Origin of the sequence: Paenibacillus foliorum (assembly GCF_013141765.1) — a bacterium.
GTDB classification, from domain to species: domain Bacteria; phylum Bacillota; class Bacilli; order Paenibacillales; family NBRC-103111; genus Paenibacillus_S; species Paenibacillus_S foliorum.
This window is the reverse complement of record NZ_WHOD01000105.1, coordinates 35,763-60,493: the sequence shown is the minus strand read 5'-3', so window position 1 is coordinate 60,493 and position 24,731 is coordinate 35,763. Positions and strand designations below refer to the sequence as shown.

23 protein-coding genes are annotated in these 24,731 nt (G+C 43.9%); 19 read left to right on the top strand and 4 right to left on the bottom strand.

Annotation, left to right across the window (positions count from 1 at the left end; translation table 11 throughout):
• The first annotated feature begins 50 nt into the window (after nucleotides 1-50).
• The 5 genes from GC093_RS28000 (at nucleotide 51) to GC093_RS27980 (ending at nucleotide 6,462) form a co-directional block, all read left to right on the top strand.
• Nucleotides 51-1,502, top strand: a complete 1,452-nt coding sequence (locus GC093_RS28000; RefSeq protein ID WP_171655223.1) for a S41 family peptidase — start codon at nucleotides 51-53, stop codon at nucleotides 1,500-1,502.
• Between the two features lie 10 nt (nucleotides 1,503-1,512).
• On the top strand, nucleotides 1,513-3,579 hold the full coding sequence (gene mutL / locus GC093_RS27995; RefSeq protein WP_171655222.1) for a DNA mismatch repair endonuclease MutL: 2,067 nt from the start codon (nucleotides 1,513-1,515) through the stop codon (nucleotides 3,577-3,579).
• Nucleotides 3,580-3,686: 107 nt separating this feature from the next.
• Nucleotides 3,687-4,127, top strand: a complete 441-nt coding sequence (locus GC093_RS27990) for an SRPBCC family protein (protein WP_171655221.1) — start codon at nucleotides 3,687-3,689, stop codon at nucleotides 4,125-4,127.
• Nucleotides 4,128-4,306: 179 nt separating this feature from the next.
• Nucleotides 4,307-5,029, top strand: coding sequence for a response regulator transcription factor (locus GC093_RS27985; RefSeq protein WP_171655220.1), 723 nt, complete (start codon nucleotides 4,307-4,309; stop codon nucleotides 5,027-5,029).
• Nucleotides 5,029-6,462 carry a sensor histidine kinase gene (locus GC093_RS27980; RefSeq protein ID WP_216624864.1) on the top strand — a complete coding sequence of 478 codons (1,434 nt, stop codon included), beginning with the start codon at nucleotides 5,029-5,031 and terminating at the stop codon, nucleotides 6,460-6,462. The genes GC093_RS27985 and GC093_RS27980 overlap by 1 nt, the downstream gene beginning before the upstream one ends.
• A 67-nt stretch (nucleotides 6,463-6,529) precedes the next feature.
• Here the strand turns inward: GC093_RS27980 and GC093_RS27975 are convergent, their stop codons facing one another.
• On the bottom strand, nucleotides 6,530-7,072 hold the full coding sequence (locus GC093_RS27975; RefSeq protein WP_171655218.1) for a hypothetical protein: 543 nt from the start codon (nucleotides 7,070-7,072) through the stop codon (nucleotides 6,530-6,532).
• 200 nt (nucleotides 7,073-7,272) lie between these two features.
• Here GC093_RS27975 and GC093_RS27970 point away from each other — a divergent pair, with 200 nt between their 5' ends.
• The gene (locus tag GC093_RS27970; RefSeq protein ID WP_171655217.1) at nucleotides 7,273-8,121 is read left to right on the top strand and encodes a DUF695 domain-containing protein; all 849 of its coding nucleotides are present in this window, start codon (nucleotides 7,273-7,275) and stop codon (nucleotides 8,119-8,121) included.
• A gap of 123 nt (nucleotides 8,122-8,244) precedes the next feature.
• Here the strand turns inward: GC093_RS27970 and GC093_RS27965 are convergent, their stop codons facing one another.
• On the bottom strand, nucleotides 8,245-9,219 hold the full coding sequence (locus GC093_RS27965) for an HD domain-containing phosphohydrolase (protein WP_171655216.1): 975 nt from the start codon (nucleotides 9,217-9,219) through the stop codon (nucleotides 8,245-8,247).
• A 177-nt stretch (nucleotides 9,220-9,396) separates the two neighbouring features.
• On the opposite strand from GC093_RS27965, the gene GC093_RS27960 reads away from it, so the two are divergent.
• The 8 genes from GC093_RS27960 to GC093_RS27925 all read left to right on the top strand — a co-directional run bounded on the left by GC093_RS27960 (nucleotide 9,397) and on the right by GC093_RS27925 (nucleotide 17,499).
• Nucleotides 9,397-10,194, top strand: a complete 798-nt coding sequence (locus GC093_RS27960; protein WP_246315515.1) for a class I SAM-dependent methyltransferase — start codon at nucleotides 9,397-9,399, stop codon at nucleotides 10,192-10,194.
• Nucleotides 10,191-11,150: a tRNA (adenosine(37)-N6)-dimethylallyltransferase MiaA gene (miaA, locus tag GC093_RS27955; protein ID WP_171655215.1), complete on the top strand. Its 960-nt coding sequence runs from the start codon at nucleotides 10,191-10,193 to the stop codon at nucleotides 11,148-11,150. The genes GC093_RS27960 and miaA overlap by 4 nt, the downstream gene beginning before the upstream one ends.
• A 21-nt stretch (nucleotides 11,151-11,171) precedes the next feature.
• The gene (gene hfq, locus GC093_RS27950; protein ID WP_171655214.1) at nucleotides 11,172-11,414 is read left to right on the top strand and encodes an RNA chaperone Hfq; all 243 of its coding nucleotides are present in this window, start codon (nucleotides 11,172-11,174) and stop codon (nucleotides 11,412-11,414) included.
• A 146-nt stretch (nucleotides 11,415-11,560) separates the two neighbouring features.
• Nucleotides 11,561-14,332 carry a transglycosylase domain-containing protein gene (locus GC093_RS27945; protein WP_171655213.1) on the top strand — a complete coding sequence of 924 codons (2,772 nt, stop codon included), beginning with the start codon at nucleotides 11,561-11,563 and terminating at the stop codon, nucleotides 14,330-14,332.
• Between the two features lie 181 nt (nucleotides 14,333-14,513).
• Nucleotides 14,514-15,236, top strand: coding sequence for a peptidylprolyl isomerase (locus tag GC093_RS27940; protein ID WP_171655212.1), 723 nt, complete (start codon nucleotides 14,514-14,516; stop codon nucleotides 15,234-15,236).
• Between the two features lie 208 nt (nucleotides 15,237-15,444).
• Nucleotides 15,445-16,398 (top strand): ADP-ribosylglycohydrolase family protein, encoded by a 954-nt coding sequence (locus GC093_RS27935; RefSeq protein ID WP_171655211.1) that lies wholly within the window; start codon nucleotides 15,445-15,447, stop codon nucleotides 16,396-16,398.
• Nucleotides 16,399-16,411: 13 nt separating this feature from the next.
• Nucleotides 16,412-17,056 carry an alpha/beta hydrolase gene (locus tag GC093_RS27930; protein WP_171655321.1) on the top strand — a complete coding sequence of 215 codons (645 nt, stop codon included), beginning with the start codon at nucleotides 16,412-16,414 and terminating at the stop codon, nucleotides 17,054-17,056.
• On the top strand, nucleotides 17,056-17,499 hold the full coding sequence (locus tag GC093_RS27925; RefSeq protein ID WP_171655320.1) for a VOC family protein: 444 nt from the start codon (nucleotides 17,056-17,058) through the stop codon (nucleotides 17,497-17,499). Before GC093_RS27930 ends, GC093_RS27925 begins: the two co-directional genes overlap by 1 nt.
• A gap of 85 nt (nucleotides 17,500-17,584) precedes the next feature.
• Here the strand turns inward: GC093_RS27925 and GC093_RS27920 are convergent, their stop codons facing one another.
• Together GC093_RS27920 and GC093_RS27915 are read right to left on the bottom strand one after the other, a co-directional pair.
• Entirely contained in the window at nucleotides 17,585-18,454 is an 870-nt protein-coding gene (locus GC093_RS27920; RefSeq protein ID WP_171655210.1) for an SDR family oxidoreductase, read from the bottom strand.
• A 94-nt stretch (nucleotides 18,455-18,548) separates the two neighbouring features.
• Entirely contained in the window at nucleotides 18,549-19,337 is a 789-nt protein-coding gene (locus tag GC093_RS27915; protein WP_171655209.1) for a GNAT family N-acetyltransferase, read from the bottom strand.
• 197 nt (nucleotides 19,338-19,534) lie between these two features.
• Here GC093_RS27915 and GC093_RS27910 point away from each other — a divergent pair, with 197 nt between their 5' ends.
• The 5 genes from GC093_RS27910 (at nucleotide 19,535) to GC093_RS27890 (ending at nucleotide 24,708) form a co-directional block, all read left to right on the top strand.
• Nucleotides 19,535-20,209, top strand: a complete 675-nt coding sequence (locus GC093_RS27910) for an HAD family hydrolase (RefSeq protein WP_171655208.1) — start codon at nucleotides 19,535-19,537, stop codon at nucleotides 20,207-20,209.
• Between the two features lie 33 nt (nucleotides 20,210-20,242).
• A complete protein-coding gene (locus GC093_RS27905) occupies nucleotides 20,243-20,788 on the top strand; it encodes a histidine phosphatase family protein (protein WP_171655207.1) in 546 nt (181 codons plus the stop codon).
• A 102-nt stretch (nucleotides 20,789-20,890) separates the two neighbouring features.
• A complete protein-coding gene (locus tag GC093_RS27900) occupies nucleotides 20,891-21,901 on the top strand; it encodes an AAA family ATPase (RefSeq protein ID WP_171655206.1) in 1,011 nt (336 codons plus the stop codon).
• 244 nt (nucleotides 21,902-22,145) lie between these two features.
• Nucleotides 22,146-23,468, top strand: a complete 1,323-nt coding sequence (hflX, locus tag GC093_RS27895) for a GTPase HflX (RefSeq protein ID WP_171655205.1) — start codon at nucleotides 22,146-22,148, stop codon at nucleotides 23,466-23,468.
• Nucleotides 23,461-24,708 carry a methionine gamma-lyase family protein gene (locus GC093_RS27890; RefSeq protein WP_171655204.1) on the top strand — a complete coding sequence of 416 codons (1,248 nt, stop codon included), beginning with the start codon at nucleotides 23,461-23,463 and terminating at the stop codon, nucleotides 24,706-24,708. Before hflX ends, GC093_RS27890 begins: the two co-directional genes overlap by 8 nt.
• The last annotated feature ends 23 nt before the right edge of the window (nucleotides 24,709-24,731 follow it).

Sequence of the window (24,731 nt, the reverse complement as noted above, 5' to 3'; positions counted from 1 at the left end):
TGTCCCACTATTATAAATAAGCCTTTATACAATGAGAGGATGACCTTATTATGACAACGAACGGCTATCGTGCTATTTGGAGACGAACTGCATCTGTAGTACTTACATTAACGCTTTTATTTCCTGCCGCTTCGGCATCGTTAGCAGCAGATCAAGTCAGCACGGATTCAGCTAGAATTAAAGAAGCTTTGGATTTGATCCAAAAAAATCATGTCAGCAGCCCTAGCTCACAGCAATTATCTGACACAGCTATTAAATCCATGGTTACTTCGTTAAATGATCCCTACACCGTTTATTTTACTGCAGACGAGTTGAAGAAATTCGAAGGCGCTGTACAGAATAATTATGTAGGAGTAGGTGTTCGAGTCAGTCAGGAGCCGGATGGCGTCTATATTTTTGAAGTGTTTGATGGTCCTGCCAAAAAAGCGGGAATGCAGGAGAACGATTTGATTACTGAGGTGAACGGAGAATCGGTTGCGGGCTTTAAAATCGATGACGTAACCAAGAAAATTATGGGTCCAGAAGGTACCAAGGTATCTGTAACCGTGAAACGCGGAGAACAAAGCCTAGTATTGGATATGACCCGCCAGACCATCCAGCTGCCTGTAGTCATCAACAAAAAATTTGATTCCGGTGTTGGCTATATTCGTGTTACAAGCTTCTCAAGCGATGCCGATGAGCTTACGGCCTCCCAGCTTGCTGAGCTGAAAAAGCAGGGCCTAAACAGTTTAGTACTTGACCTCCGTGACAATGGGGGCGGTTTGGTTGATACGGCTCTCAATATGGTGAAGCTGTTTGTTAAGGAAGGCATTTTAATTCATACCAAGGATAAGGATAACGTTGATGATCCTGTAAAATTTTCGAATGGTACTACCCAGCCGTTCCCTTTATATATTTTGGTTAATGAATACAGCGCGAGCGCTTCTGAAGTGTTAACAGGGGCTTTGCAGGATTACAATGCCGTTACTAAGGTTATCGGAATGAAAACATTTGGAAAAGGCAGTGTTCAGACCTTGTTCCCGCTTTCCAATGGTGGAGCCTTGAAAATTACGATTGAGGAATATTTGACGCCGAAGCTGCGCAAGGTCAATAAAGTCGGCTTGACTCCTGATATTGAAGTGGACGGAGAAGTACCGCAGCTGCTAACAGCCTTACATGAAGCGGGAATTAGCAAATTTACTGTCGGTCACAATAAAAAAGGGGTAACGGTAAACGGGATTCCGGTCCAAGATAGTATAGGGGTTGTAAGAGAAAATGGCGCTGTTTATGTCCCGGCACGTCTTCTTAGCATCATGCTAGACGGTTCGATTACATGGAATGGTGACGCGCAAGCAGTTGAAGTGACTGCGGGTGGCAAGACAGGGACATATCAAGTGGCAACAAATGATCTTAAGCTAGATCAGGGCACTAGCTATGTAAATATCGGTAAGGTTGCAGAAAGCTTTCCTCAGCTGGAATGGTCTGATAATGGGGAGCAATTCACAGTAACCGCGTCCAAATAAGGAGCAGCTTATGGGGAAAATAAAGGTATTAGATGAGCATATCGCCAATCAGATAGCGGCAGGGGAAGTGGTGGAACGACCTTCCTCAGTAGTCAAGGAGCTCGTAGAAAACGCAATAGACGCTGGTAGTACTCGAATTGACGTTTCGATTGAAGAGGGCGGTCTTGAGCTGATTCGGGTTACGGATAACGGCAGCGGCATGGAGCGAGAAGACTGCGAGGTAGCCTTTTATCGGCATGCTACAAGTAAAATTGCTAACAGTCAGGATTTATTTTCCATCCGAACCTTAGGATTTCGAGGCGAGGCGCTGCCCAGTATTGCAGCGGTTTCGAAAGTGACCTGCGTAACCTCAACTGAGCAAAGCGGTTTAGGCTACCGCTTTGTCATTGAGGGTGGAACGGTAAAAGCTTTGGAAGAAGCCGCTGCACCACGAGGAACGGATATTCAGGTACGTGAGCTGTTCTATAATACTCCGGCTCGATTGAAATATATGAAAACTGTACAAACTGAGCTTGGACATATATCTGATTTCATATATCGTCTGACATTGGCTCATCCAGAGATAGCTTTTACTCTGAAGCATAATGGCAGCTCCTTGATTCAAACTTTGGGTAATGGAGATATGCTGCAGGTGATAGCTGCGATATACGGAACGGCAGTTGCCAAAACGATGCTGCCGATTGAAGGGGAGCATCTGGACTACTCGATCCGCGGTTTTATAGGCAAACCAGAAACGACCCGAGCAAACCGGAATGGAATATCAACAGTCATCAATGGTCGGTATATCCGCAATTACACGTTAATTCATGCGCTAATGCAAGGTTATCACACTCTGCTTCCAATCAATCGGTTTCCAGTGGCCGTGCTTCACATTGAAATGGACCCTGCATTGGTGGATGTGAACGTTCATCCTGCTAAGCTCGAGGTACGGTTTAGTAAAGAGCAGGAATTGATTCAGTTTATAGAACAGCAGATTCGCCGAGTGCTTAACCTTCAAGTGCTAATTCCAGCACCAGGAGCATCCAATAAACCTAAGCTTCAAGGTGCAATTCAAGAACAAATGGAGCTTTACAGACCTGAACAACCATCGTTTGCGACTAATGGCTCTTCTGGGTTACCTCCAGCTGGAAGAAATGCTGGAGACGCTTCTGTGCATGGCGATGGGTTCGGTACAGACCGCAGCACCCCCGATAGAAGCAATGGATTTGGAGGAGACAGCACCGGAAGCAGTAACGATGGCAGGAATGAAAGCGACTATAGCAGGGGAAGCGGTCGCTTCAACCAAGCTGATCAGGGTGGAACAAGCTATTCAACTCAATCTAACGGTCAACAGTCCGCTTACTCAAACACGAATCAAGCTAGGGGAAGCAAAGATTCAACTTCACGCTCACAGGTAGTTCAGGAACGAAGCTCAACGGATCAAGCAGCCTCAAGCCAAGCGCTTTTGCGTGCGTTAGCTGTAGGAAGCGAGCAGGAGGCGCCCTCTCTGCCATCGTTCCCCCGGCTATCCTCAATAGGGCAAATGCATGGCACATATATCGTTGCTCAAAACGAGGAAGGCTTGTTCTTGATTGATCAGCATGCAGCACACGAACGGATTAATTATGAGTATTACTTTGAGAAATTCGGCAGGCCGGCGGAAGCAAGCCAAGAGCTCTTAGTACCGATTACACTTGAATTTACTCCAACAGAAGCGGAACGCTTGAAGGATAAGCTTCCTATACTTGAGCAAGCTGGTGTCTACATCGAACCGTTCGGCGGCAATGCTTTTCTGGTTAGGGCATACCCACACTGGTTTCCGCAGGGTGATGAAAAAGCACTTGTAGAGGAAATGAGTGAGTGGCTGCTATCTGAGCGCAAAGGGATTGACCTTAGTAAGCTGCGAGAGAAGGCAGCAATAATGTGCTCCTGCAAAGCCTCCATTAAGGCTAATCAAAGCTTAAGCACATTGGAAATAGAGGGCTTGCTGGATCGGCTGGCGGCTTGCCGTAACCCCTATACATGCCCGCATGGACGTCCTATCATTATTAGCTTTTCCACTTATGAGTTGGAGAAAATGTTTAAACGAGTGATGTAAGGTAAGGCAAGTCCCATTGAAATAATGCTGATGGGACTTGCTTTTTTTAATAAATATGGAAGAGAGTTATTTCCTGGTTCTATATACCGAAAGAGAGTTGATTTAGTATGGATACTCAAGTAATTACAAAATTTATAATGCTTGTACCAGCTAATGAGGTGTTTGAAGCGATAGTAGACCCTGAAAAAATGTCAAATTATTGGTTTTCATCGGGAACTGGAAGAGTGGAACAAGGTAAGATGATTACTTGGAGATATGATGAATACAATGCAGAAGTAGTAATAAATGTTTTGGAAGTCGAGGAAAATAAGAAAATCATATTCTCGTGGGGGGGATATGGTCAAGAAACGATTGTTACAATTTTACTAAAAGAGTTAGATAATAGGAGTACAATTATTGAAGTAAACGAATCGGGTTTGAAAGAAGATGACCCCGAAATTGTAAATAAAATGATAGGGCAAAAAGAAGGTTGGGTATATGTGTTAACTTGTTTAAAGGCTTATTTGGAAAAAGGCGTGAATAATTTGAGAGCATCATTAATTCATTAGTTAATAAACCCATGAAAAAATGACGATTCTCTTTGCATTTCTTGTTGAAATAACAGGTGCGTTTGTTCATCAAGAATCGCATGTAAAGGACCTCCAATGGGTCCTTTATTTTTTACTGATTATTAACATTATCCGTTAACAGAATCTAATAAATAAAAGGAATGGAGGAGTTTGACCTAATGGACAAACCATTTCACAATAGCGATTACACCATTATGATTGCTGATGATGATACTTACATAACCGAGTTAATAAACATGTACCTTAAGAACAAGGGGTTTCATGTCCTATGTGCGGCTACAGGAACTGAGGCTTTAGAGCTGCTCCGGAGGCATACCATTCACTTGATTGTATTGGATATTATGATGCCTGATAAGGATGGATGGGCTATCTGCAAGAAAATTAGAGAAACGAGCGACCTGCCTATTTTGATGCTAACAGCTAAGGGGGAAAGCGAGGACAAAATAAAGGGATTTGGTATTGGCGCCGATGATTATATGGTTAAGCCATTTGATCCAAATGAGCTCATTGCTAGAACGGTTTCTCTGCTTCGCCGAGCCTACTCCTCACTAAGGCAATTAAAGCTGCCTGCATCCATTAGAGTTGATTCTTTGACGATTGAAACAGCCTCACGAACCGTTTACTTAGAGAGCGATATTGTTGAGCTTACCCCCAAGGAATACAAGCTCCTTCTCAGCTTTGCACAGCATCCTAATCAAGTGCTTGAGCGACAGCAGCTTTTGGACCTTGTGTGGGGAGAGGATTACTTCGGAGATGATCGTGTTGTGGATGTAACGATTAAACGGCTTCGTGAAAAGCTTTCCCAAGAGAAGGAAAAATCCAGTTGGTCTATTGAAACAGTAAGAGGCGCAGGCTACAAGCTGCGAACCGAGGTGCAGTAATGCTTACTTCTGTGTTTCGTAAACAACTGCTAGCTCTGCTTTGTGTACTTTTGGTTGGATTTACATTGCTTGCGCTTGTACTTAATTTTGCGCTTCAGGATTTCCTTGTGAAACAAAAGGAGGCTGTACTCTTCCGTGAAGGAGAACAGTTGAATGAGCTTTTGCTGGAGGGCTTGAGTACAGATCCTGCCAATCCGAAGGCGATGTATACCAATGCGGAATCTCGACTAAAGCGAACTTTCAACATCCGGACGAAGTTGTTGTTAACCGATGATGGCAGCAATGTGGACAAAGGGAGGAAACTGCAAAAACGATTGCTACGGCAAAGTGAAATAAAGGACCCGACTCTTCTTACTCAAGTTTTAAAAGGAGATCGCGTAACTCAAATGGGTCTTTTTACCGAAACGGATGATACGATTCTGCTTTCTGTTGGGATGCCTGTCAATGAGAACGGTAAAGTAATTGGAGCGCTATTCCTACATACACCCGTCCAGGAAATCCAGATGGGTAAAGTAACCCGTCTAATTATTTTTACGGCTTACTTGATTGCGATTCCATTCTCTTTGTTAGTTTTTGTGTTATCCAAACGAATGACAGGTCCCTTGCTTCGGATGAATCGAGCAGCCAAGAGGTTAGGGAATGGTGATTTTACTGTGAGGGTTCCTGTAGAAAGCCGTGATGAGGTTAGCCAGCTTGCTGACACCTTCAATCAGATGGCAGGACAGCTGGAACAACTCGATCGAATGCGTAAAGACTTGATTGCAAATGTCTCTCATGAGCTCCGTACTCCATTAACCTCTGTTCGTGGATTTGCTCAAGGCCTAGTGGAAGGAGTCATACCGCTAGAGCAGCATCATCGATATCATCAAATCATTTATGCAGAGCTTTTCAGGTTGACCTCCCTATTAAATACGATGCTCGATCTATCTGCCATTGAAACAGGACGTGTCAATATGGAAATGAAGGCTATTCGTTGGTCTTCCTTGGTTCATACGGTTAGCGACAGCCTGGCACCTAGAATGGAGAAGAAACAACTATCCGTAGAAATTGTAGAGCCTGAAGATGAGATTTTGAAGGCATATGGCGACTCCGAACGGCTCAAGCAGGTGTTGTTTAATTTATTAGATAATGCTATTCGCCATTCCGGCTTAGGCGGTAAGATTACCATTCGATCTTTTTATGAAAATGAAAGCCTGATTGTCAAGGTCTCGGATACGGGCTCAGGAATTGACCCTTCTAAGCTGCCTTATATTTGGGAACGATTCTATACAGAGGATGATTCGCGGCATACGCATAGAGAACGAAGTGGATTGGGGCTGACCATTACCAAGCAGTTGATTGAGCTCATGAAGGGTTCGATTGAGGTCGAGTCAGTCTTAGAAGAAGGAACTACTTTTACAATAAGGATTCCCACTCCACCTGAAACGCAGTAGAATATATAAAGAAATGAGCCGAACACCTTGGGTGCTTAAACCAAGTGAACGGCTCATTAGAATTCAATTATTTATTTACGCTTGCGGCAGCTTTCTTGGCTTGCAGCTTAGCTTGACGTTTTTCCTCATGCTTAGCCTGACGTTCTGCTTTATGCTTGGCTTTGAGCTCAGCGGTTTGCTGGTGAAGGTATTCTTGAACCGTTATTCCAAGCTCCTGTGCTTTTTTCACTGCTTCAGCATGCTGTGCCTTCCTCTGTGCTACATATTGCTCAACCGAGATTCCTTTCTTATCGGCTTTCTGTTGAATCTTTTCTTGTTTATCTTCCTTATGCTGCTGTTTTGTCAATTTAAGATCTTGCTTATATTGTTCTAATGTTAGTCCCGCGGCTTGTGCTTTTTGTTCTAGCTCTGCTTTATGTGCTTGATGTTTTTGAGTCCATTGTTCCAATGTAAGACCTTTAGCAGCAGCCTTAGCCTCTAATCTTGCTTTATGGGCTTCTTTGGTTTTTGGAACAGCACTATTGGTTTCATTTGCCGCAAAAGCGGAACCCATTAAACCTATTGTTAATAATGCACCTGCTACAGTTCCTACGATTGTTTTTTTTAGCATTAAGTTCAACTCCTATGGATGATATGTTTCTTACAAGCTAATAGTAGCGTTGCTTTATGACAGGAATATTACAAACGGTAACAAAGCTAGACGCGTTTGTTTATGTAAATATTTGAATATACTTCTACTGTGTTGTTTGTTATAATTTATAAGTTTTCAGCGGAGTAGAACAAGAAGATTAGGGTTGGTGCAACTAACAAATGATTAGACAATGGATTTCATTTCAGAGAGAGAACGAAGATATAAGAATATTTCTTGATAGAGGTGTAAAGGAACGAATTGACTACTCACAGTTTTCAACCCTTTTCAATCTTTCGTTAAATATTTATCATATAGCTGAAAAGAAAGAGCAAATAACCCAAATTCAAGATGAACTGATAGCGCTTCAGGAGAAGCTGGACTCAAGTATTCTTGAAGCCGACCAAGGGGTTTTTATTGCAAGGATTGATTCAGAGACTCGAATAGAGCTAATTTTCTATGTAAGAGATCATGATAAGTGTAAAGAAATGGTTCAAGATGCTTTAAATCATTTCGGGAGATTTCGTTATGCCATAACTTCCAGGCTAGATGAGCAATGGGGGTTTTATGACTATCTTTCTCCCAGTTATTTAGAGGCTGAATTTTATAATAACTACAATGCGGTTCATTCATTTTATTATGAAGGGTATAAGACGAATGTAGAATATAGAGTTCATTATTATTTGCGATTTCAGAATAGTGATGATCTTCTAGAAGCAGCTGAAGGCTTAAAACGACATGATTATACCGTAGAGAATATTGAATACGATGCGGAAGGCATGAATTTAAAGCATGTGTTGCATTTGAGTTTAGCCTGCTTTCTAAATGAGGATACATTGAATAGGAATACCTCATTATTGGTTAAAACCGTTACTAAGGTTGATGGAAGGTACGTAGGCTGGGGTATTTATCCAAAAGAGAGATCCGTTAGGAAAATTAAAGCTGTATTTAAAAAGATACAAAACTATTTCTTATTTGTTTGTTGTATAGTCCTCTTGACTACAGTTGGGGTGTATTTCCATTTTAAATGAAGAAATGAGAGGACTTTGAAATCAAACTCCCCGATCTCGGAAAGTATCTGCTTTCAAAGATCGGGGAGTTTGTATGTATGTATGTATGTATGTATGTATGTATGTTTGCACTGTTGGAGCTAATTAAACTATCTGAACAAACGTATCAATAATGGACGGGTCAAAAAAAGTGCCTCGGTGTTCCCGAATAAAATCAAGTGATTTCTGTCTGTCCCAAATTTCCTTGTAAGGCCTTCTAGAAGTTAAAGCATCATATACATCGACTACGGAGACGATACGAGCCTCTAACGGGATTTCAGATTCTTTCAAACAGTGAGGATATCCGGAGCCATCCCATTTCTCATGATGAGATAAGATGATATTTTTGGCAATATTAAATTCCTCCTTAAAAAAGTCATCATCCAATTCAGCATTGACCTTTTCAAGTATATCCACTCCGATTAATGGATGCATTTCAATTATGATCCGTTCATAGCTAGTTAATGGGCCGGGCTTATAGAGAATACCTTCCGGGACTCCCGATTTACCAATATCATGCATAATACTGGCATGTACAATGCTCTGAACATAATCTTGAGACAGACCTAGCTCAAGCCGTTCGTTATGGGCATTTACCAGCTGTCCGGTGAGCTGCTGAACTCGTGTCAAATGCTCCTCAATCGCTGGGTCGCGAATTTCACAGGAGATGGCAAGTACCTTCAACAGAGCTGCTTGTATATTACTTCGGCGTCCTTCTGCAATGTAGATGCCATCCTGCAAATGCTCCAATTCTCTGAATACCCCAACATAATAGCAATCTTCATTTATAAGGAATGGAGTGATGGAAATAGATGAGTGCCACAGCTCGCCACTTTTCTTTTTGTTGACAAAAATGCCCGACCAGCTTAACTGCTGATTCAATGCATCATACATATCCTGATAAGTTGATTTTGAAGTGAGCTTGGTTTTTAGGATACCGGCTCTAAACCCCAATATCTGTTCACGGTCATATCCGGTAATATCCTCGTATGCTTTATTTACGTCCAGAATTCGATGGTTCTTATCCGTAATAATTACCGCATCTGACAATAATAAAAATGGTTTTAATGATTCTTCCATGCTTAAGCTCCCTTATGATGTCTTTCTTTCTAATTTTGTAAACGTGCTTAATTGTATTATAAGGATGATGAGCCCTATATGTAAAACGAACGATTCGTGGACGCAGTAAAGAAAAACTGTTAAAATTCAGTTGTTCCGATTTTTTTATAAAATTCAAAAGCTAGACGGGTGATGTAGTTGCTGATAACAACCTCTTACGAACCACAGGCGGAGCAGCTGGAATTAGCAGCGCATTTGTCAGAGCAAGTTAGGGGATTAACTGGGATTCAAGAGGACATTCGAGTTGTTTCACGTCGACAATTTTCCATATCACAATTGAGAAAACGTTATGGAGCTCAGGATGTCTTGCTTGTATCGCGCGAACGAATAGAGTATTATCAGGATCAGCAGCCGTTGCTATTCTTTCATCCAAGTACTGCTGCGATCCGGGCAAAACGTCTCAACAATGGAGAACCGGATACGTTAATGCAGTTATCTGGATTAAAGTCAGGAGATAGGGTGCTGGACTGTACAGCAGGGCTAGGCTCTGATGCTGTTGTTTATTCTTTCGCGCTTGGGGGTAATGGTCAGGTAACTGCGCTTGAAAGCAGGGCACTGCCATACTTACTGTTAAACCAAGGACTTGGTGCTTATCATTCGGACATACCCGGAATGAATGAAGCTATGCGCAGAATTCAAGTGATTCAGATTGACCATTATGATTTTCTGAAGCAGCAGTCTGATAAGTCATTCGATGTGATTTATTTCGACCCCATGTTTCGCAGGCCGATCGAAGAATCCAACTCTATTAGCGCGATTAGGGAATTAGCGGATCCTAGAGCGGTCACAGAGGCAACGGTTGCCGAAGCCAGGCGGGTTGCCCGCCGAACTGTAATTTTGAAAGAGCATCGTGAAAGTAAAGAATTTGAACGTTTAGGTTTTACAGAGGTACACCGTTCGACCACGAGAATAGCTTACGGAGTGATACGATTGTGACACAGGCTTCTATTAAGCCAAACCTGCTGGTGTTGGTTGGTCCGACCGCAGTAGGTAAGACAAGGCTTAGCCTTCAACTGGCAGCCGATTATGGCGCTGAAATTATATCTGGTGATTCTATGCAGGTTTATCGTGGAATGGATATTGGGACGGCAAAGGCTACCTCACAGGAGCAGCAGCAGGTCCCCCACCACTTGATAGATATCCATAATCCTGATCATCCTTTTTCAGTAGCTGAGTTTCAGGAGCGGGCTAGCCAATTGATCTTTGACATCCATGACCGCGGCAAGCTGCCTTTTATTGTGGGAGGTACAGGACTTTACGTTGAATCCGTTTGTTACAACTATCAGTTTAGTGAGAGCGGATCAGATGAGGCTTTCCGTAATGAACAAGCTGAATTTGCTGTAACGTATGGTGCTGAAGCCCTGCTAGAGCGGCTGCGACAGATTGATCCCGAGAGCGCGGAACGGCTGCATGCCAACGACCAACGACGCATTATCCGGGCGCTTGAGATATTTCATTTGACAGGCGAGCGTTTATCTGAGCGGTTAAAAGTACAGAAAAAACAGTCTCCTTACGAACTATGTATCGTCGGGTTGACAATGGATAGAGCTTTACTATATAAACGTATTGAAGAGCGGATCGATCAGATGATCGATGAGGGATTAATCGAAGAGGTTGAGGGGCTCCTCAAGCAGGGATACGGCAAGCAATACATATCGATGCAGGGTTTGGGATATAAGGAAATGATCGATTATTTACAGGGTCATTTATCTATGGAAGCTGCTGTGGAACTGCTAAAGCGAGACACTCGCCACTTTGCTAAACGTCAGCTCTCATGGTTCCGCCATATGAAAGATATCCAGTGGGTGGATGTCAGTGAATTGGGAAATTTTTCTGCCCATTTGGACCAGGTTCATGCTATAATATCAGATAGGTTAAAATTCGAACGTTAAACTCATTTGAGGGGGCCCATGATGAACAAATCGATCAATATTCAGGACACATTTTTGAACCAATTGCGCAAGGAAAATATTCCGGTAACCGTCTATCTGACAAATGGGTTTCAAATCCGCGGTGTTATCCGTGCGTTCGATAATTTCACGATCATCATAGACAGTGAAGGCCGTCAGCAAATGGTTTATAAGCACGCGATCTCAACCTTCACCCCTCAGCGTTCTGTTTCACTAATGCAACAAGAGAACGCTACAGACAACTAGAATTTTACTAAGAGCAAAATTCTAATGAGCAACTTTTCAGCTGAATGTTACGTCTAAATGAATACGAACCATAAGAGCAACCCCGTCAGAAGGGTTGTTCTTTTATTGTAAAAATAGCAATTGATCGAACAGGGGTGACTAAAGAGATGGCGACTGGGAAAAAAACAAATGCAGAAAAATCGAAGCCAAAGAAAAAGAAGCGGAAGTTTAGTACCGGCAGAGCGTTAATGTTCTCGTTCGTAGCTGCTGTGGTAGCTCTGATCTGTGCATTAGGCGTCTACATTTTTATTATTATAAACGGGGACAAGATTCTAAAGGAAAATATCGATAAGCTCGATATGGATGAAGCTTCTCAAGTCTATGATGTTAACGGAGCCGAAGCTGCTGTGTTATATCGTGAAAATCGCGAAATCGTGCTGGCGGAAGATATTCCGTTGAAGCTGCAGCAGGCATTTATTGCAACGGAGGATAAAAGATTCGGAGAGCACTCCGGTATTGATTTCTTAGGTATTGGAAGGGCACTGGTCAAGGATGTTATAGCAAGGAGTGCGGCTGAAGGTGGCAGTACAATAACTCAACAGCTTGCTAAAAATCTGTTTTTAAGCTCGAATAAAACCTTTTTTCGTAAAGCAACCGAAATGTCTATTGCTGTAGCATTGGAGAACAATTTTACTAAAGAAGAAATATTAACGAAGTATCTAAATCGGATATTTTTTGGGAACCGTGCTTATGGTGTAAAAGCGGCAGCGAAAAAATATTTTGGCGTATCCGATTTAAAGAAGCTGGAATTGTGGCAGATGGCAACACTTGCTGCAATGCCTAAGGCTCCAAGCACTTATAATCCTATATCTAATCCGGAAAAATCTAAAGAACGGCGTACTGTTGTTTTGAAATTGATGGAAGATCAGAAGTATATTACGGCGGATGAAAGAGCCAAGGCTGAAGCAGTGGAATACGTGGCGCCAAAGGAATCAGGCTCAAAGGATTATATAGCTTTTTTAGACTATGTTATTAGCGAAGCCAGCGATCTGTATGGCTTGTCTGAGGATGAGCTCTTGCGCAATGGTTATAAAATATACACCACAATGGATATGAATGCACAAAAAATTATGGAACAGACATTTGCAAATGATAAGTTTTTCCAAAAAGACGGTCCTGAGCAAAAGATGCAGGGAGCAATGGCCATTGTTAACAATAAGGATGGCGGTCTTGTCGGTATCGTAGGTGGTAGAGATTACGTTCTACGCGGTTTAAATCGGGCAACCGTGATGCAACAGCCGGGCTCCTCCATTAAACCAATATTGGTGTATGCACCTGCTCTTGAAAGTGGCAAATACACACCATATAGTATGCTGGAGGATAATGAATCTAATTACAATGGGTATACACCGCGTAATTATGATGGAGTTTATCGTGGTCAAGTCAATATGTTTGAGGCTGTTAGAAAGTCAATTAATGCGCCTGCCGTTTGGCTGTTGAATGAAATTAAAGTGACCACAGGTATGAAATTTGCTGAAAACATGGGAATTCCCCTGGATCCGGTTAAGGACCGTAATCTGGCTATTTCCTTAGGCGGAATGACAAAGGGTGCTACACCGGTTCAAATGGCAGCTGCATACAGTGCTTTTGCCAACAATGGATATTTGAACACAACGCATTCGATTGTAAAAATATTGAATGATAAAGGTGCGGAAGTAGCAACGTTCAAGCAGGAGCGTAAATCGCCGGTAATGAGCGCAAAAACAGCGTATTATATGACGCTTCTAATGCAGGCTGTTGTTGAGCCTGGCGGTACAGGGACAGCGGCCAAGTTCGAGCGTCCTGTTGCTGGGAAAACAGGTTCCACTCAAAATGTAATTAAAGGACTTGAAAAGTATAATAGGGACTTGTGGTTTACAGGCTACACACCGGAGTGGAGCGCGGCGGTATGGCTCGGCTTTGATAAGCCAGATGCCAAGCACTATGTAACCATGAGCAGTGGTGCACCTGCGGTAATCTTTAAGGAGGTCATGCAGAAATCTCTGGCAAAACGTCCTATGACGCAATTTACAAAGCCTGATGGGGTGGCTGATCCTGTAGCGCCGCCAAAAGGTGTAGGAGAATTGAAGGCTGAATATGTAAAAGAAAGTCAAGGCGTGGTGTTGAGCTGGACAGCTGTCGGGGAAGGGACTTCGTATCAAATATTCCGCAAGGAAGATAAAGATAAGGATTTCGCGGCTGAGCCTATCCTGTCTACTACAGCGATTGAGATTAAAGACATATCTGTTAAGCCTGGGGTGACATACCAGTATGCAGTTGCTTCTGTGAACCCTAATAATGCGGCTACTGGAGGAAAATCAAATGCTGTAACCGTTGCTGTACCAATGGACAATGGAGCTGTTACAGGGCCTAATGGACAAGGACAGGGACAAGGTCAAGGACAGGGACAAGGTCAGGGACAAGGACAAGGACAAGGACAAGGGCAGGGTCAGGGACAAGGACAAGGACAAGGCCAGGGTCAGGGCCAAGGACAAGGCCAGGGTCAAGGCCAAGGCCAGGGTCAGGGCCAAGGTCAAGGACAGGGTCAAGGACAAGGACAAGGACAAGGACAAGGACAAGGTCAGGGTCAAACGTCGGGCGGGGTTAAGCCCGGCACTGGTACAGGAACCACCCCCGGCACAGTGACGCCGGGGCAAGGCAATGGCACGACCGCCCCAGGTACGGGCGGTCAGCCAGGCACAACGCCGGGGACGACGTCCCCCGGCGGAGCAACGAGCGGTACCGGCACATCCGGTACCGGAAATCCCGCTGCCGGAACGGGCAGCGGGGGCGGAGCCGGAACAGGGGCTGGAAGCCCTGTTCCGACCTCGCCCAGCAGCACCACCGGTGCTGCTGGAGCCGTTGATCCCGCGGCGAAGACGGGATCGGGCACGCGCTAGGCCGTGGCAGATGCCCGGCCGTGCCATTCGGCTGCGGCGTGAAGCCGTTAGCCACGCGCAAGAAGAGCCGAACGTCCGGATGCAAGATATCCGGACGTTTTGTTATATTTTACCCACTCGTAGTATAATAATGGATATGGCAATGACCATAAATTACAATATTGGAGTTGAAGAGTAGAACATGAAAGCAACATTTACAGCAACAACCGCGAAATGGGCCGCTATAGCAGCCGTTTGTACACTTCTGCTTTCAGCTTGTGGAACGAAGCCTGCTGAACAATCAGGAGCTTCAGGAGGAGCAAGCCAAACGCCGTCCGGCCAACAAACACAGCAGCCAGCTAATAACACACCTACGGCTCAGCAACCGGCAACACAGCAGCCTGCTGCCAAAAAAAGCTGGACTACGCCTCCTGAAATGAAAATCGACGCAAAAAAAACATACCAAGCGACAGTTGCTACAACGAAAGGCACATTCAAAATCGATTTATTTGCCAAGGACGCGCCTAAAACTGTAAATAACTTCGTATTTTTAGCCAAAGAAGGCTTCTATCAGGATATCATTTTCCATCGGGTTATATCGACGTTTATGGTACAAACCGGAGATCCTACCGGTACTGGACGCGGCGGTCCTGGCTACAAATTTGAGGATGAGCTGAAGACTCCCTATAAGTACGAACCGGGGATTGTTGCTATGGCAAATTCTGGGCCAAATACAAATGGGAGCCAATTTTTCATCTGCTCAGGTGAGGATTGCAAAGGCTTGAATAAGAAACCGGACTATTCGATTTTCGGAAAAGTATCCGAAGGAATGGATGTAGTTCAGAAAATCGCAACAACACCCGTAAACGGAGAATCTCCCAAAGAAAAGATCGCTATTCAGTCTGTGACCATTACAGAGAAATAATATAGGTTCAATGCAAAGAGGCGGGGCGTATGTCCGAAGGGAAAGGCCATAACTACTAGACAGGAGGAGCAACAGCTTCCCTCTCGAAGTTCTCATCCCTAACTGGGGCAGGAATCTTCATCCTTTTCGCAAAACGCACAAACCCAGATTGTACACCAAGGACGCCTTAAGGGCGTTTTTCTTACTCGTACTATAAGGGAGGGTTCACATGTCACTTCAATTATCACAAAAAGATCGTTATAGGGGAAGCTTGCTAGGGTTGGCTATCGGAGATGCTGTGGGAACAACGGTAGAATTTCATGCTCCAGGTACGTTTGAACCACTTAAAGATCTTGTTGGAGGTGGACCCTTTAATTTGCAAGCGGGACAGTGGACAGATGATACCTCCATGGCGCTTTGTTTGGCCGAAAGCTTGCTTGTATGCGGTAAGTTTCATCCAGTGGATCAAATGGAGCGTTACGCCAGATGGTACCGTGAAGGCTACTTGAGCAGTACAGGTGTCTGTTTCGATATCGGCAATACCGTTCGTACGGCTTTGGATAGGTTTGAACTAACCGGTGAACCGTTCTGCGGCTCTTTAAATCGCTTGGCATCGGGAAATGGATCGTTAATGAGGCTTGCTCCTGTTCCTTTGTACTATGCGGCTAACCCGCAGGAGGCCATTGTCAAATCGGGAGACAGCTCTCTGACTACTCACGGATCGATATTGACTGTAGATGCATGCAGGTACTATGGAGCATTAATCATTGGTGCATTACAGGGAGCTTCCAAAGAACAATTGCTTAAGGAGAGCTTTTCACCGGTAGTCGGCTTCTGGGAGAAGCACTATCTGGTTCCAGAAATCGATGAAATTGCGAAAGGCTCATTTAAAAGGCTCCAGCCTCCAGATATTAAGGGCTCCGGCTTTGTTGTGAAATCGTTGGAAGCAGCTCTGTGGGCTTTTTATCACAGCTGCAGCTTTGCTGAGGGTTGTCTGCTTGCTGCTAATCTAGGGGATGATGCAGACACTACCGCAGCGGTTTACGGACAACTGGCGGGTGCTTATTATGGAGTTAATGACATCCCAGAGCATTGGTTAAATAAGTTGTACATGAAAAGCTTCATCGAAGAAACGGCTGACAGTCTGCTTCGAGCGGCAGAAGAGGTGAAACGTTGTGGGTGAAAGGCATTGCCTAATGCTGCATGGATTCACCGGCGGTCCTTATGAGCTGACGCCACTTGCAGAGCATTTAACAAGGACTGGCGCAGTTTGCCATGTTCCTGCTCTGCCGGGGCATGATCCTGAACTCCGAACGCTGGGGGATGTACGATGGATCGATTGGGTTCATGCGGCATCTATTGAGGCTTCCCGATTGACTCAGCGCTATGGAACAATCGATCTTATCGGCTTTTCAATGGGCGGCTTGATCTCAGCCTATATTGCAAATCGGTTTCCGATACGCAAGTTAGTGTTGTTGAATGCAGCAGTTTATTATCTCAGTCCGCTGAGATTTATTAAGAATTTAGCCAATAGAGCACACAGCAATGAGTGGTTCAATTGGAATGAAAAAAAGAAAAAGACACCATGGAGAGCTACCAGACAGTTTATCGAATTAAATAAACAAATGCGACCTGAGCTGCCTCAAATTACAGTGCCGACTTTTATTGCTCAAGGGGAACAAGATCCTATCATTCATCCTAAAAGCGCCCGGTATCTGTATCAGAAGCTGCAAGGCGAGAAGGAAATTCACTATTTTCCGGGCACGCGTCATATGATTTGTTTGGAGCCTGAAGCTCCCGTATTGTTTAAATCGGTTGAGCAATTCTTATATAAGAGATGATAAAAGTGACAGGCTTTAATCATACGACGTTACGTATTTCAAGCTTAGCCAGTTCGCTTCCATTTTATATCGAAATTCTCGGAATGAAGCTGGTGCACCGAGGTCAAACCGATGTTTACTTGGAGTGGGGAACAGCTTGGATTTGCTTGATAGAGCTGCCGAGTATTGAAATCAATACAAAATCATCAATGGATAGTATCTCGCTTACCCAATTGCCCAGTTATCCGATTACGAATCATCCAGATTTGGATCACCTTGCATTCTCTATAGAAGAAGCTGACTTTACAGAAGCAGTTGAGAAGCTGCATGCTGCTAATGTGCCTATTGTACGCGGTCCTGTATATCGCGGAGGAGGTTGGAGTGTTAACTTTCTTGATCCTGATGGCATTCAACTAGAGTTATTTACCGGAACGCTTGCGGAAAGAATGAAGAATTGGACATAAGTCGCACTTATCCTACATATTAAATTTCGAGAAAAATAGAGCCTCCAAAACCACTTAAAAGTGGAGGAGGCTCATTTTCTTTTTCTTAACCGTTAACGATCACACCGCCATTTACATGCATAATTTGTCCTGCCATATACGAGGAATCATCACTTGCTAGAAAAACATAGCTTGGCGCCAGCTCTTCGGGCTGTCCAGCTCGCTTCATCGGTACATCAGCACCAAATTTTGCTACCTGTTGTTCGGTAAAGGTTGAAGGGATAAGGGGAGTCCAGATAGGGCCAGGAGCGACACCGTTTACTCGGATGCCCTTATTAATTAAGGATTGTGATAAGGAGCGTGTAAAGGTCACAATGGCTCCTTTAGTTGCTGAGTAGTCTAAGAGCTGGTCGTGTCCTTCATAAGCCGTGATAGAAGCGGTATTGATGATGGCACTGCCTTGTTTCAGATGGGGGAGGGCGGCTTTTGTTAAATAAAACATAGAGAAAATATTCGTGCGGAATGTACGCTCCAATTGCTTTGATGTTATATCTTCGAGCTTTGTCTGAGGATGCTGCTCTGCTGCATTATTGACCAATATATCCAGCTTGCCGAATTGCTTAAGGGTCTCCTCAATGACTTGCTTGCAAAAGGCTTCTGTGCCAAGGTCTCCAGCTAGGGTCAGGCATTTTCTCCCTTCTTCCTCAACCTGCCGCTTCGTTTCCTCAGCATCGCTGTGCTCGTTCAAATAGACAATTACAACGTTTGCACCTTCTTTTGCATAAGTAACAGCCACAGCTCTGCCAATACCGCTATCGCCACCTGTTACTATGGCTGTTTTATCCTGCAGCTTACCAGCGGCTTTATATTTCATATCCTCAAAAATGGGGTGCGGGTTCATTTCCGACTCAATACCTGGCTGGTGCTGTTGGTGCTGAGGGGGGAATGTCTGACGCGGTGGGGTTATCGTACTCATACAAATCGCTCCTTTATTGGGAATTGGTACTCCTTTAGGATGCGACACGAGTGTTTAAATATTCTTGATGAGGTTATTCAAACTTTTTGAGCTCTCACTTAATGCGGTAATGGTACTGATATAATGGAGTAAATCCGGCCTTGCTGTAGAGCTTTAATGCAGGTTCATTATCATTAATAACTTGTAGGTATAGTCCATCTGCTCCATGATTCCGACTCCACACAGCCAGTTCATGCAGTATAATTCGTCCGATTCCTCTGCCGCGAAGCTCGGGATTCACTGCAACGTTTATAAAGCCTGCCCAGCCGTTTTCTACAATAGAGCTTCCCACAGCGACGCATAAGCCATCCAATTCTAATGTGAAAAATCCTTTCTGCGGTTCGATGTCTGCAAAAAGCTTATTATAAAAAGTGCGCCGTTCCTCGCCGAAGCCCTCCATCTTAAGAAAATGAGTTAACCATTCATCCTTATGCTGAGATCTTACAGTTACATGGAAGTGATGATCTGATTCAGAGAGCGTTTTTTTAATCACGACATCGGATTGCGCGATCATGACGGAACAGGGTGTTTCTTTCAAATAGCCGTGCGCCTCCAGTAAATTGTCCAGTTGTTTTGGTGATGCATCACTAATATGATAACGGACAGGCAATCCATGAAAGCTGTAAAAGCGAACAGCCTCAGCAAGCCAATCCCCCTCAGGGAAAAAATCTCCAGCCGCAGTCCACACACTATTAGCACGTTTGGTTATACCTCCTGAGGCCCTATATATCCAGTGTTCAGAGGTAAAAGTCGAAGCGGCGGGCCAAGTATTTAACGCGAGCTTTTCAATTTGAATAATAAGTTCGTCTGTTCGATTAGTTAAGCTGTTTTTTTGGAAATACATGTGATGCACCGTCCATTTCATCAAGGTAATTTTGAATTAATATACAATATTATGAATAAATATTCATTAAAATTCAAGAGTAATTCCCATTAAATATATAATAAATCGAAAAAACTCTTCCATTTTATGTAATGTCATTGTACGATCAAAATATTATACATATATAACAAATAGAGTTGGTAGGGGTGTATCTAAACATGATTAAAGCGGTAATATTTGATTTTGATGGATTGATTATTGACACTGAAACTCCTGAGTATGAATCGTTTCAAGCTATGTACCGTGATCATGGAATGGAGTTAACTATGGATTTGTGGGGTCTATGTATTGGAACGGACGGTTCAGCATTTGAACCATATTCCTATTTAGAGCAAGCCCTAGGGGCACCTATTGACCGAGAAACGGTTAGGAAACTGCGGAGACAGCGGTACACAGACCGTATGAGTGAAGTCCAACCGAGACCTGGCGTAATCGATTATTTGAAGGAAGCAAACGAGCTTGGACTGCAAATCGGTTTGGCTTCAAGCTCTACTCGGGAATGGGTAACCGGTTACTTGAAGCAGTTTGACTTAATTGATTATTTCATGTGCATTCGGACAAAAGATGATGTGGAAAAAGTAAAGCCAGATCCAGCACTTTATCTGCAAGCAATGAGCTGTTTGGGGGTTCAGCCCGTTGAGGCCATTGCGTTTGAGGATTCGCCAAACGGTTCATTAGCTGCCAAACGAGCTGGAATGCACTGCGTTATTGTTCCTAATGAGATTACAGGACTTTTAAGATTTGGTGAGCACGATCTTCGGCTGCCCTCTATGAGTGCAATGCCCCTAACCGAAGTTATCTCACGAGTATCTATTACTAGAAAAGAATGCTGATCCTATAAGACCATGGAGGCGAGGGTTCCACATATGCAAATCGTATACTTGATTCGCCATTGTAAAGCGACGGGACAGGCTGCTGATGCGGAGCTAACCGGGGAGGGGTGGTTGCAGGCTGAGAAACTGGCTGCATTTCTCAATAGATATCCAATCGAATATGCGGTTTCAAGTCCCTATGTAAGGGCACAACAGACGTTAATACCTTATGCTAAGAATGCCGGTCACACCATTCATACGGATGACAGACTGTCTGAGCGAATTTTAAGTAGCGAGCAGAGGGAGGATTGGATGGTTTGTTTGGAACGAACGTTTTCAGATGAATCTTTGAGCTATACGGGAGGAGAATCCAGCAGAGCTGCAACTGACCGAGCTGTATCCTCACTTACGGAGCTGCTTGCATTGGGGCATTCGAGCTATGCGGTAGCTACACATGGCAATCTTCTGTCTCTGATATTGAAGCGATACGATGATTCGGTCGGCTTTGCTGAATGGAAAGGACTATCTAATCCGGATGTATATCGATTGAGTTTCTTAGAAGGTCATATACAAACGATGTCACGGATGTGGAACGATTGATAATTCGCTTCAAAAAAATATAACCCCAATCCGCAGCGTACAGTCAGATGATTCATGAATGTAGTACTTCATCGCATATGATGGATTAATGGGGTGAAGAGCATGAGTGATCCGATGTTTGGCGCAGAAACGCGAAAGATAACACAGAAAGACCATCAAATCAGTGTTGTATTTCGAACCCAAGATACAGCTGTTAAGCAGCTGCCTGAAGAGTCTAAATTAAACTTCGTTGGCAACCAAGCATTTTCGGATATTTTTAAAACACTAGATGAAATGATTGGGTTAGAAGAAATAAAGGAGCTTATTTTTCAAATTTATGCCATGCTCCAAGTGAAACAATTTCGGGAGGAAGTTGGATTGCAAGGCGGCTCGCATGTGTTTCATATGATTTTTAAAGGTAATCCGGGCACTGGTAAAACCACCGTGGCTAGAATTGTTTCCAAGCTCTTTAAATCAATGGGAGTACTGAGTAAAGGGCATTTGATCGAGGTGGAACGGGCTGATTTAGTAGGCGAATACATTGGACATACGGCTTTGAAGACAAGAGAAATTATGAAGAAGGCCATGGGCGGTATCCTTTTTGTAGATGAAGCTTACAGTTTGGCTAGAGGCGGGGAGAAAGATTTTGGTAAGGAATGTATCGATTGTCTTGTAAAAGGCATGGAGGATTATAAAAATGATTTTATTTTAATATTGGCCGGCTACACAGATGAAATTGATAACTTCCTGCTGACAAATCCAGGGCTTCCATCACGGTTTCCTATTCAAGTTCACTTTCCGGACTATTCCATCGAGCAGCTTTTGAAAATATCTGAGAAAATGCTCAATGAACGTGAATATTCATTTACACCGGATACCTTAAAGAAACTGAGAGAGCATCTTCATTATGAGACAACAAACTGTTTTCACTTTAGTAATGCTAGGTATGTCAGAAATGTCATTGAAAAAGCTATCCGGCATCAAGCTGTACGTTTGTTAAACCGCCGGCATCCCGCGAAGCCAAGCAAAGAAGATCTAATGAGTATATATCCCGAAGATATTCAGTTCGATAAGAGTAAGGAACCCGCATTTCCAGGGCCGGATTTCACTAATTATAAGGTTATGGATTCCTAATAACGTGATTAGTACAATGAAACACTGGGAAAGAATAGGTAGGAACCATTCATTAAGTTGTAATATCGCATAGGGACGTTTACAATTACTGTGAACGCCTCTTTTTGCTGTATAGGAAGGAAATCAGCAAAGCAGTGTCCTTTGTTTTTGGAGGGAATTGTTGTTCCTATTTCTGAACGGATGAGCGAAAAAAATAAGCAATAGACTTATTTAAGCGAATACCTTCAAAGGAGATTTAATAACTATGAAATCTAATGTACATACCATTGAACACGAACAGCCGCGGGCTGTGTTAATGAGCTTGATCACACCAAAGCAGAAGAGACAGGAAGCTTTTGTTGCTGAATATTCCTTATCTGAGCTCGTGAGTCTGGCTGAAACCGCAGGTGTAGAAGTGCTGGCTACCATGACTCAAAACAAGGAATCGATCGATTCCAAATGGTTTGTTGGTAAAGGTAAAGCAGAAGAATTAAAGCAGCTTTTAGATGAGCATGGTGCTAATACAGCCATTTTTGATCAAGAATTGTCCGGGGCTCAGGTACGTAATTTGGAGCAGTATTTGGATGTGAAAATTATCGACCGGACTCAGCTCATATTGGATATTTTCGCTCAGCGTGCTAAGACACGTGAGGGTATTATTCAGGTTGAGCTAGCTCAGTTAAGCTATTTGCTGCCGCGGCTGTCAGGACAAGGCAAGAATTTATCCCGACTAGGTGGAGGGATAGGCACGCGCGGACCCGGGGAAACGAAGCTGGAAACGGATCGCAGACATATCCGTGATCGGATTACCGAGCTTAAGAATCAATTGCAGGAGGTCGTTAAGCACCGGACATTACATAGAGAACGCAGAAAAAAATCCGGTGTTTTTCAGGTTGCGCTTGTTGGGTATACGAATGCAGGTAAATCGACGCTGCTGCGTCAATTGACTCATGCAGATGTGTATGTAGAGAATCAATTGTTCGCAACATTGGACCCAACCTCTAGAAATCTGGAGTTACCTGGGGGTAAAGAGATTGTTTTGACAGATACCGTAGGGTTTATCCAAAACCTGCCGCATGATCTGGTCGCTGCCTTCCGTGCAACCTTGGAGGAAGCTTGTGAAGCCGATCTCATTCTGCATGTCGTGGACAGTGCTTCCGAAATGATGTCTACACAGATGTATGTCGTTGATCAAGTTCTTCAAGAGCTAGGCGCTCATCAAACTGAGCAAATCACGTTGTTCAATAAAGTGGATATGTGCACACCCGAACAAACGGAAATGCTGACAGCTAAAGGAGAATTTTTACGTATTTCGGCATATCGTGATGAGGACCTGAAGCAGGTTTGCGATGCGATTGAATCGAAATTAATGGGTGATTGCAAAACATTCCGGATCCCAGCTGAAAAAGGCGATGTTATATCGCTTGCTTACAGAGTCGGTGAAGTGTTGGAGAATGAAATAGAAGGTAATGATATGCTGATCCAGGTAAGGCTGAATAACAAAGAATACAGTAAATTGGGGTATTTGCTGGCAGCTTATGCATTGGATCAGGCTTACAATGAGGGAGAGAGCAGCGAGCATGTTTAATGAACGAATTACGGCATGGATGGAGTATGCCGAAGAACAGATTGAGGGAAGAATAAAAGAGTTGGACCGGATCGTTGACCAGAATCAATGGAAGGTGATCCGTGCCTTTCAAAAGCATAAGGTGAGCGATTATCACTTTGCCGGTTCTACAGGTTATGGTTACAATGACCGAGGCCGCGAGGTATTGGATTTGGTGTACGCTGAAGTATTTGGAGCAGAGGCCGCCTTGGTGCGGCCACATTTTGTGTCCGGGACTCATACGATCGGGACAGCTTTATTCGGAGTGTTAAGGCCGGGAGATGAGCTGCTCATGATTACTGGAAGTCCATACGACACACTGCACAAAGTAATAGGGAAACCAGACGATGGAAAAGGATCTTTGCAGGATTGGGGCATCGTTTATAACGAAATAGCTTTGCTGTCGGATGGAAGCCCTGATTATGATTCCATTCGTGAGCATATGACGGGGAACACTAAAGTGGTTGGCATTCAACGATCACGCGGATATTCGTGGCGGCCGTCGTTTACTGTAGCTCAGATAGGCGAGATGGTTCGTTTTGTCAAAAGCTTGTACCCTGAGGTTATAGTATTCGTGGATAACTGCTACGGAGAATTTACAGAGCTTCAGGAACCAACCGAGGTAGGCGCAGATTTAATTGCTGGATCACTGATCAAGAATCCAGGCGGTGGTATAGCTGCTACAGGTGGATACATAGCAGGAAAAAGCAAGTATGTTGAGCTGGCATCCTACCGACTCACTGCACCTGGTATCGGAGGAGAAGTTGGAGCTATGCTGGGGACTGTCCGTTCAATTTATCAGGGACTATTTCTAGCTCCCCATTTGGTTGGACAAGCTGTTAAAGGGTCGATCTTTGCTGCGGCGGTATTCGAGCAGCTCGGCTTTGTAACTCACCCGCACTGGAGTGACCCACGGACAGACTTGATACAAGCTATCCAATTTACAAGCGAACAGCATTTAATTGCTTTTGTTCAAGGAATTCAGCAAGCATCGGCTGTTGACTCTCATGTTGTACCTGAGCCTTGGGATATGCCCGGATATGAGCATCCAGTCATCATGGCGGCGGGGACCTTTATTCAAGGAGGCAGCCTGGAATTGTCAGCTGATGCTCCGATCCGAGAGCCCTACATTGCCTACATGCAGGGCGGGTTGACCTATTCACATTGCAAGCTAGGTGTGTTGACTGCTTTAAGCAACATGATTGATTGGGGACTACTGTAAATTATACTTACATCTTGCATGAA

Excerpts from the sequence above, each read along its gene's own strand:
- GC093_RS28000 (WP_171655223.1), top strand. The coding sequence starts at position 51 with ATGACAACGAACGGCTATCGTGCTATTTGGAGACGAACTGCATCTGTA.
- mutL (WP_171655222.1), top strand. The coding sequence starts at position 1,513 with ATGGGGAAAATAAAGGTATTAGATGAGCATATCGCCAATCAGATAGCG.
- GC093_RS27990 (WP_171655221.1), top strand. The coding sequence starts at position 3,687 with ATGGATACTCAAGTAATTACAAAATTTATAATGCTTGTACCAGCTAAT.
- GC093_RS27985 (WP_171655220.1), top strand. The coding sequence starts at position 4,307 with ATGGACAAACCATTTCACAATAGCGATTACACCATTATGATTGCTGAT.
- GC093_RS27980 (WP_216624864.1), top strand. The coding sequence starts at position 5,029 with ATGCTTACTTCTGTGTTTCGTAAACAACTGCTAGCTCTGCTTTGTGTA.
- GC093_RS27975 (WP_171655218.1), bottom strand. The coding sequence starts at position 7,072 with ATGCTAAAAAAAACAATCGTAGGAACTGTAGCAGGTGCATTATTAACA.
- GC093_RS27970 (WP_171655217.1), top strand. The coding sequence starts at position 7,273 with ATGATTAGACAATGGATTTCATTTCAGAGAGAGAACGAAGATATAAGA.
- GC093_RS27965 (WP_171655216.1), bottom strand. The coding sequence starts at position 9,219 with ATGGAAGAATCATTAAAACCATTTTTATTATTGTCAGATGCGGTAATT.
- hfq (WP_171655214.1), top strand. The coding sequence starts at position 11,172 with ATGAACAAATCGATCAATATTCAGGACACATTTTTGAACCAATTGCGC.
- GC093_RS27945 (WP_171655213.1), top strand. The coding sequence starts at position 11,561 with ATGGCGACTGGGAAAAAAACAAATGCAGAAAAATCGAAGCCAAAGAAA.
- GC093_RS27940 (WP_171655212.1), top strand. The coding sequence starts at position 14,514 with ATGAAAGCAACATTTACAGCAACAACCGCGAAATGGGCCGCTATAGCA.
- GC093_RS27935 (WP_171655211.1), top strand. The coding sequence starts at position 15,445 with ATGTCACTTCAATTATCACAAAAAGATCGTTATAGGGGAAGCTTGCTA.
- GC093_RS27930 (WP_171655321.1), top strand. The coding sequence starts at position 16,412 with ATGCTGCATGGATTCACCGGCGGTCCTTATGAGCTGACGCCACTTGCA.
- GC093_RS27920 (WP_171655210.1), bottom strand. The coding sequence starts at position 18,454 with ATGAGTACGATAACCCCACCGCGTCAGACATTCCCCCCTCAGCACCAA.
- GC093_RS27915 (WP_171655209.1), bottom strand. The coding sequence starts at position 19,337 with ATGTATTTCCAAAAAAACAGCTTAACTAATCGAACAGACGAACTTATT.
- GC093_RS27910 (WP_171655208.1), top strand. The coding sequence starts at position 19,535 with ATGATTAAAGCGGTAATATTTGATTTTGATGGATTGATTATTGACACT.
- GC093_RS27905 (WP_171655207.1), top strand. The coding sequence starts at position 20,243 with ATGCAAATCGTATACTTGATTCGCCATTGTAAAGCGACGGGACAGGCT.
- GC093_RS27900 (WP_171655206.1), top strand. The coding sequence starts at position 20,891 with ATGAGTGATCCGATGTTTGGCGCAGAAACGCGAAAGATAACACAGAAA.
- hflX (WP_171655205.1), top strand. The coding sequence starts at position 22,146 with ATGAAATCTAATGTACATACCATTGAACACGAACAGCCGCGGGCTGTG.
- GC093_RS27890 (WP_171655204.1), top strand. The coding sequence starts at position 23,461 with ATGTTTAATGAACGAATTACGGCATGGATGGAGTATGCCGAAGAACAG.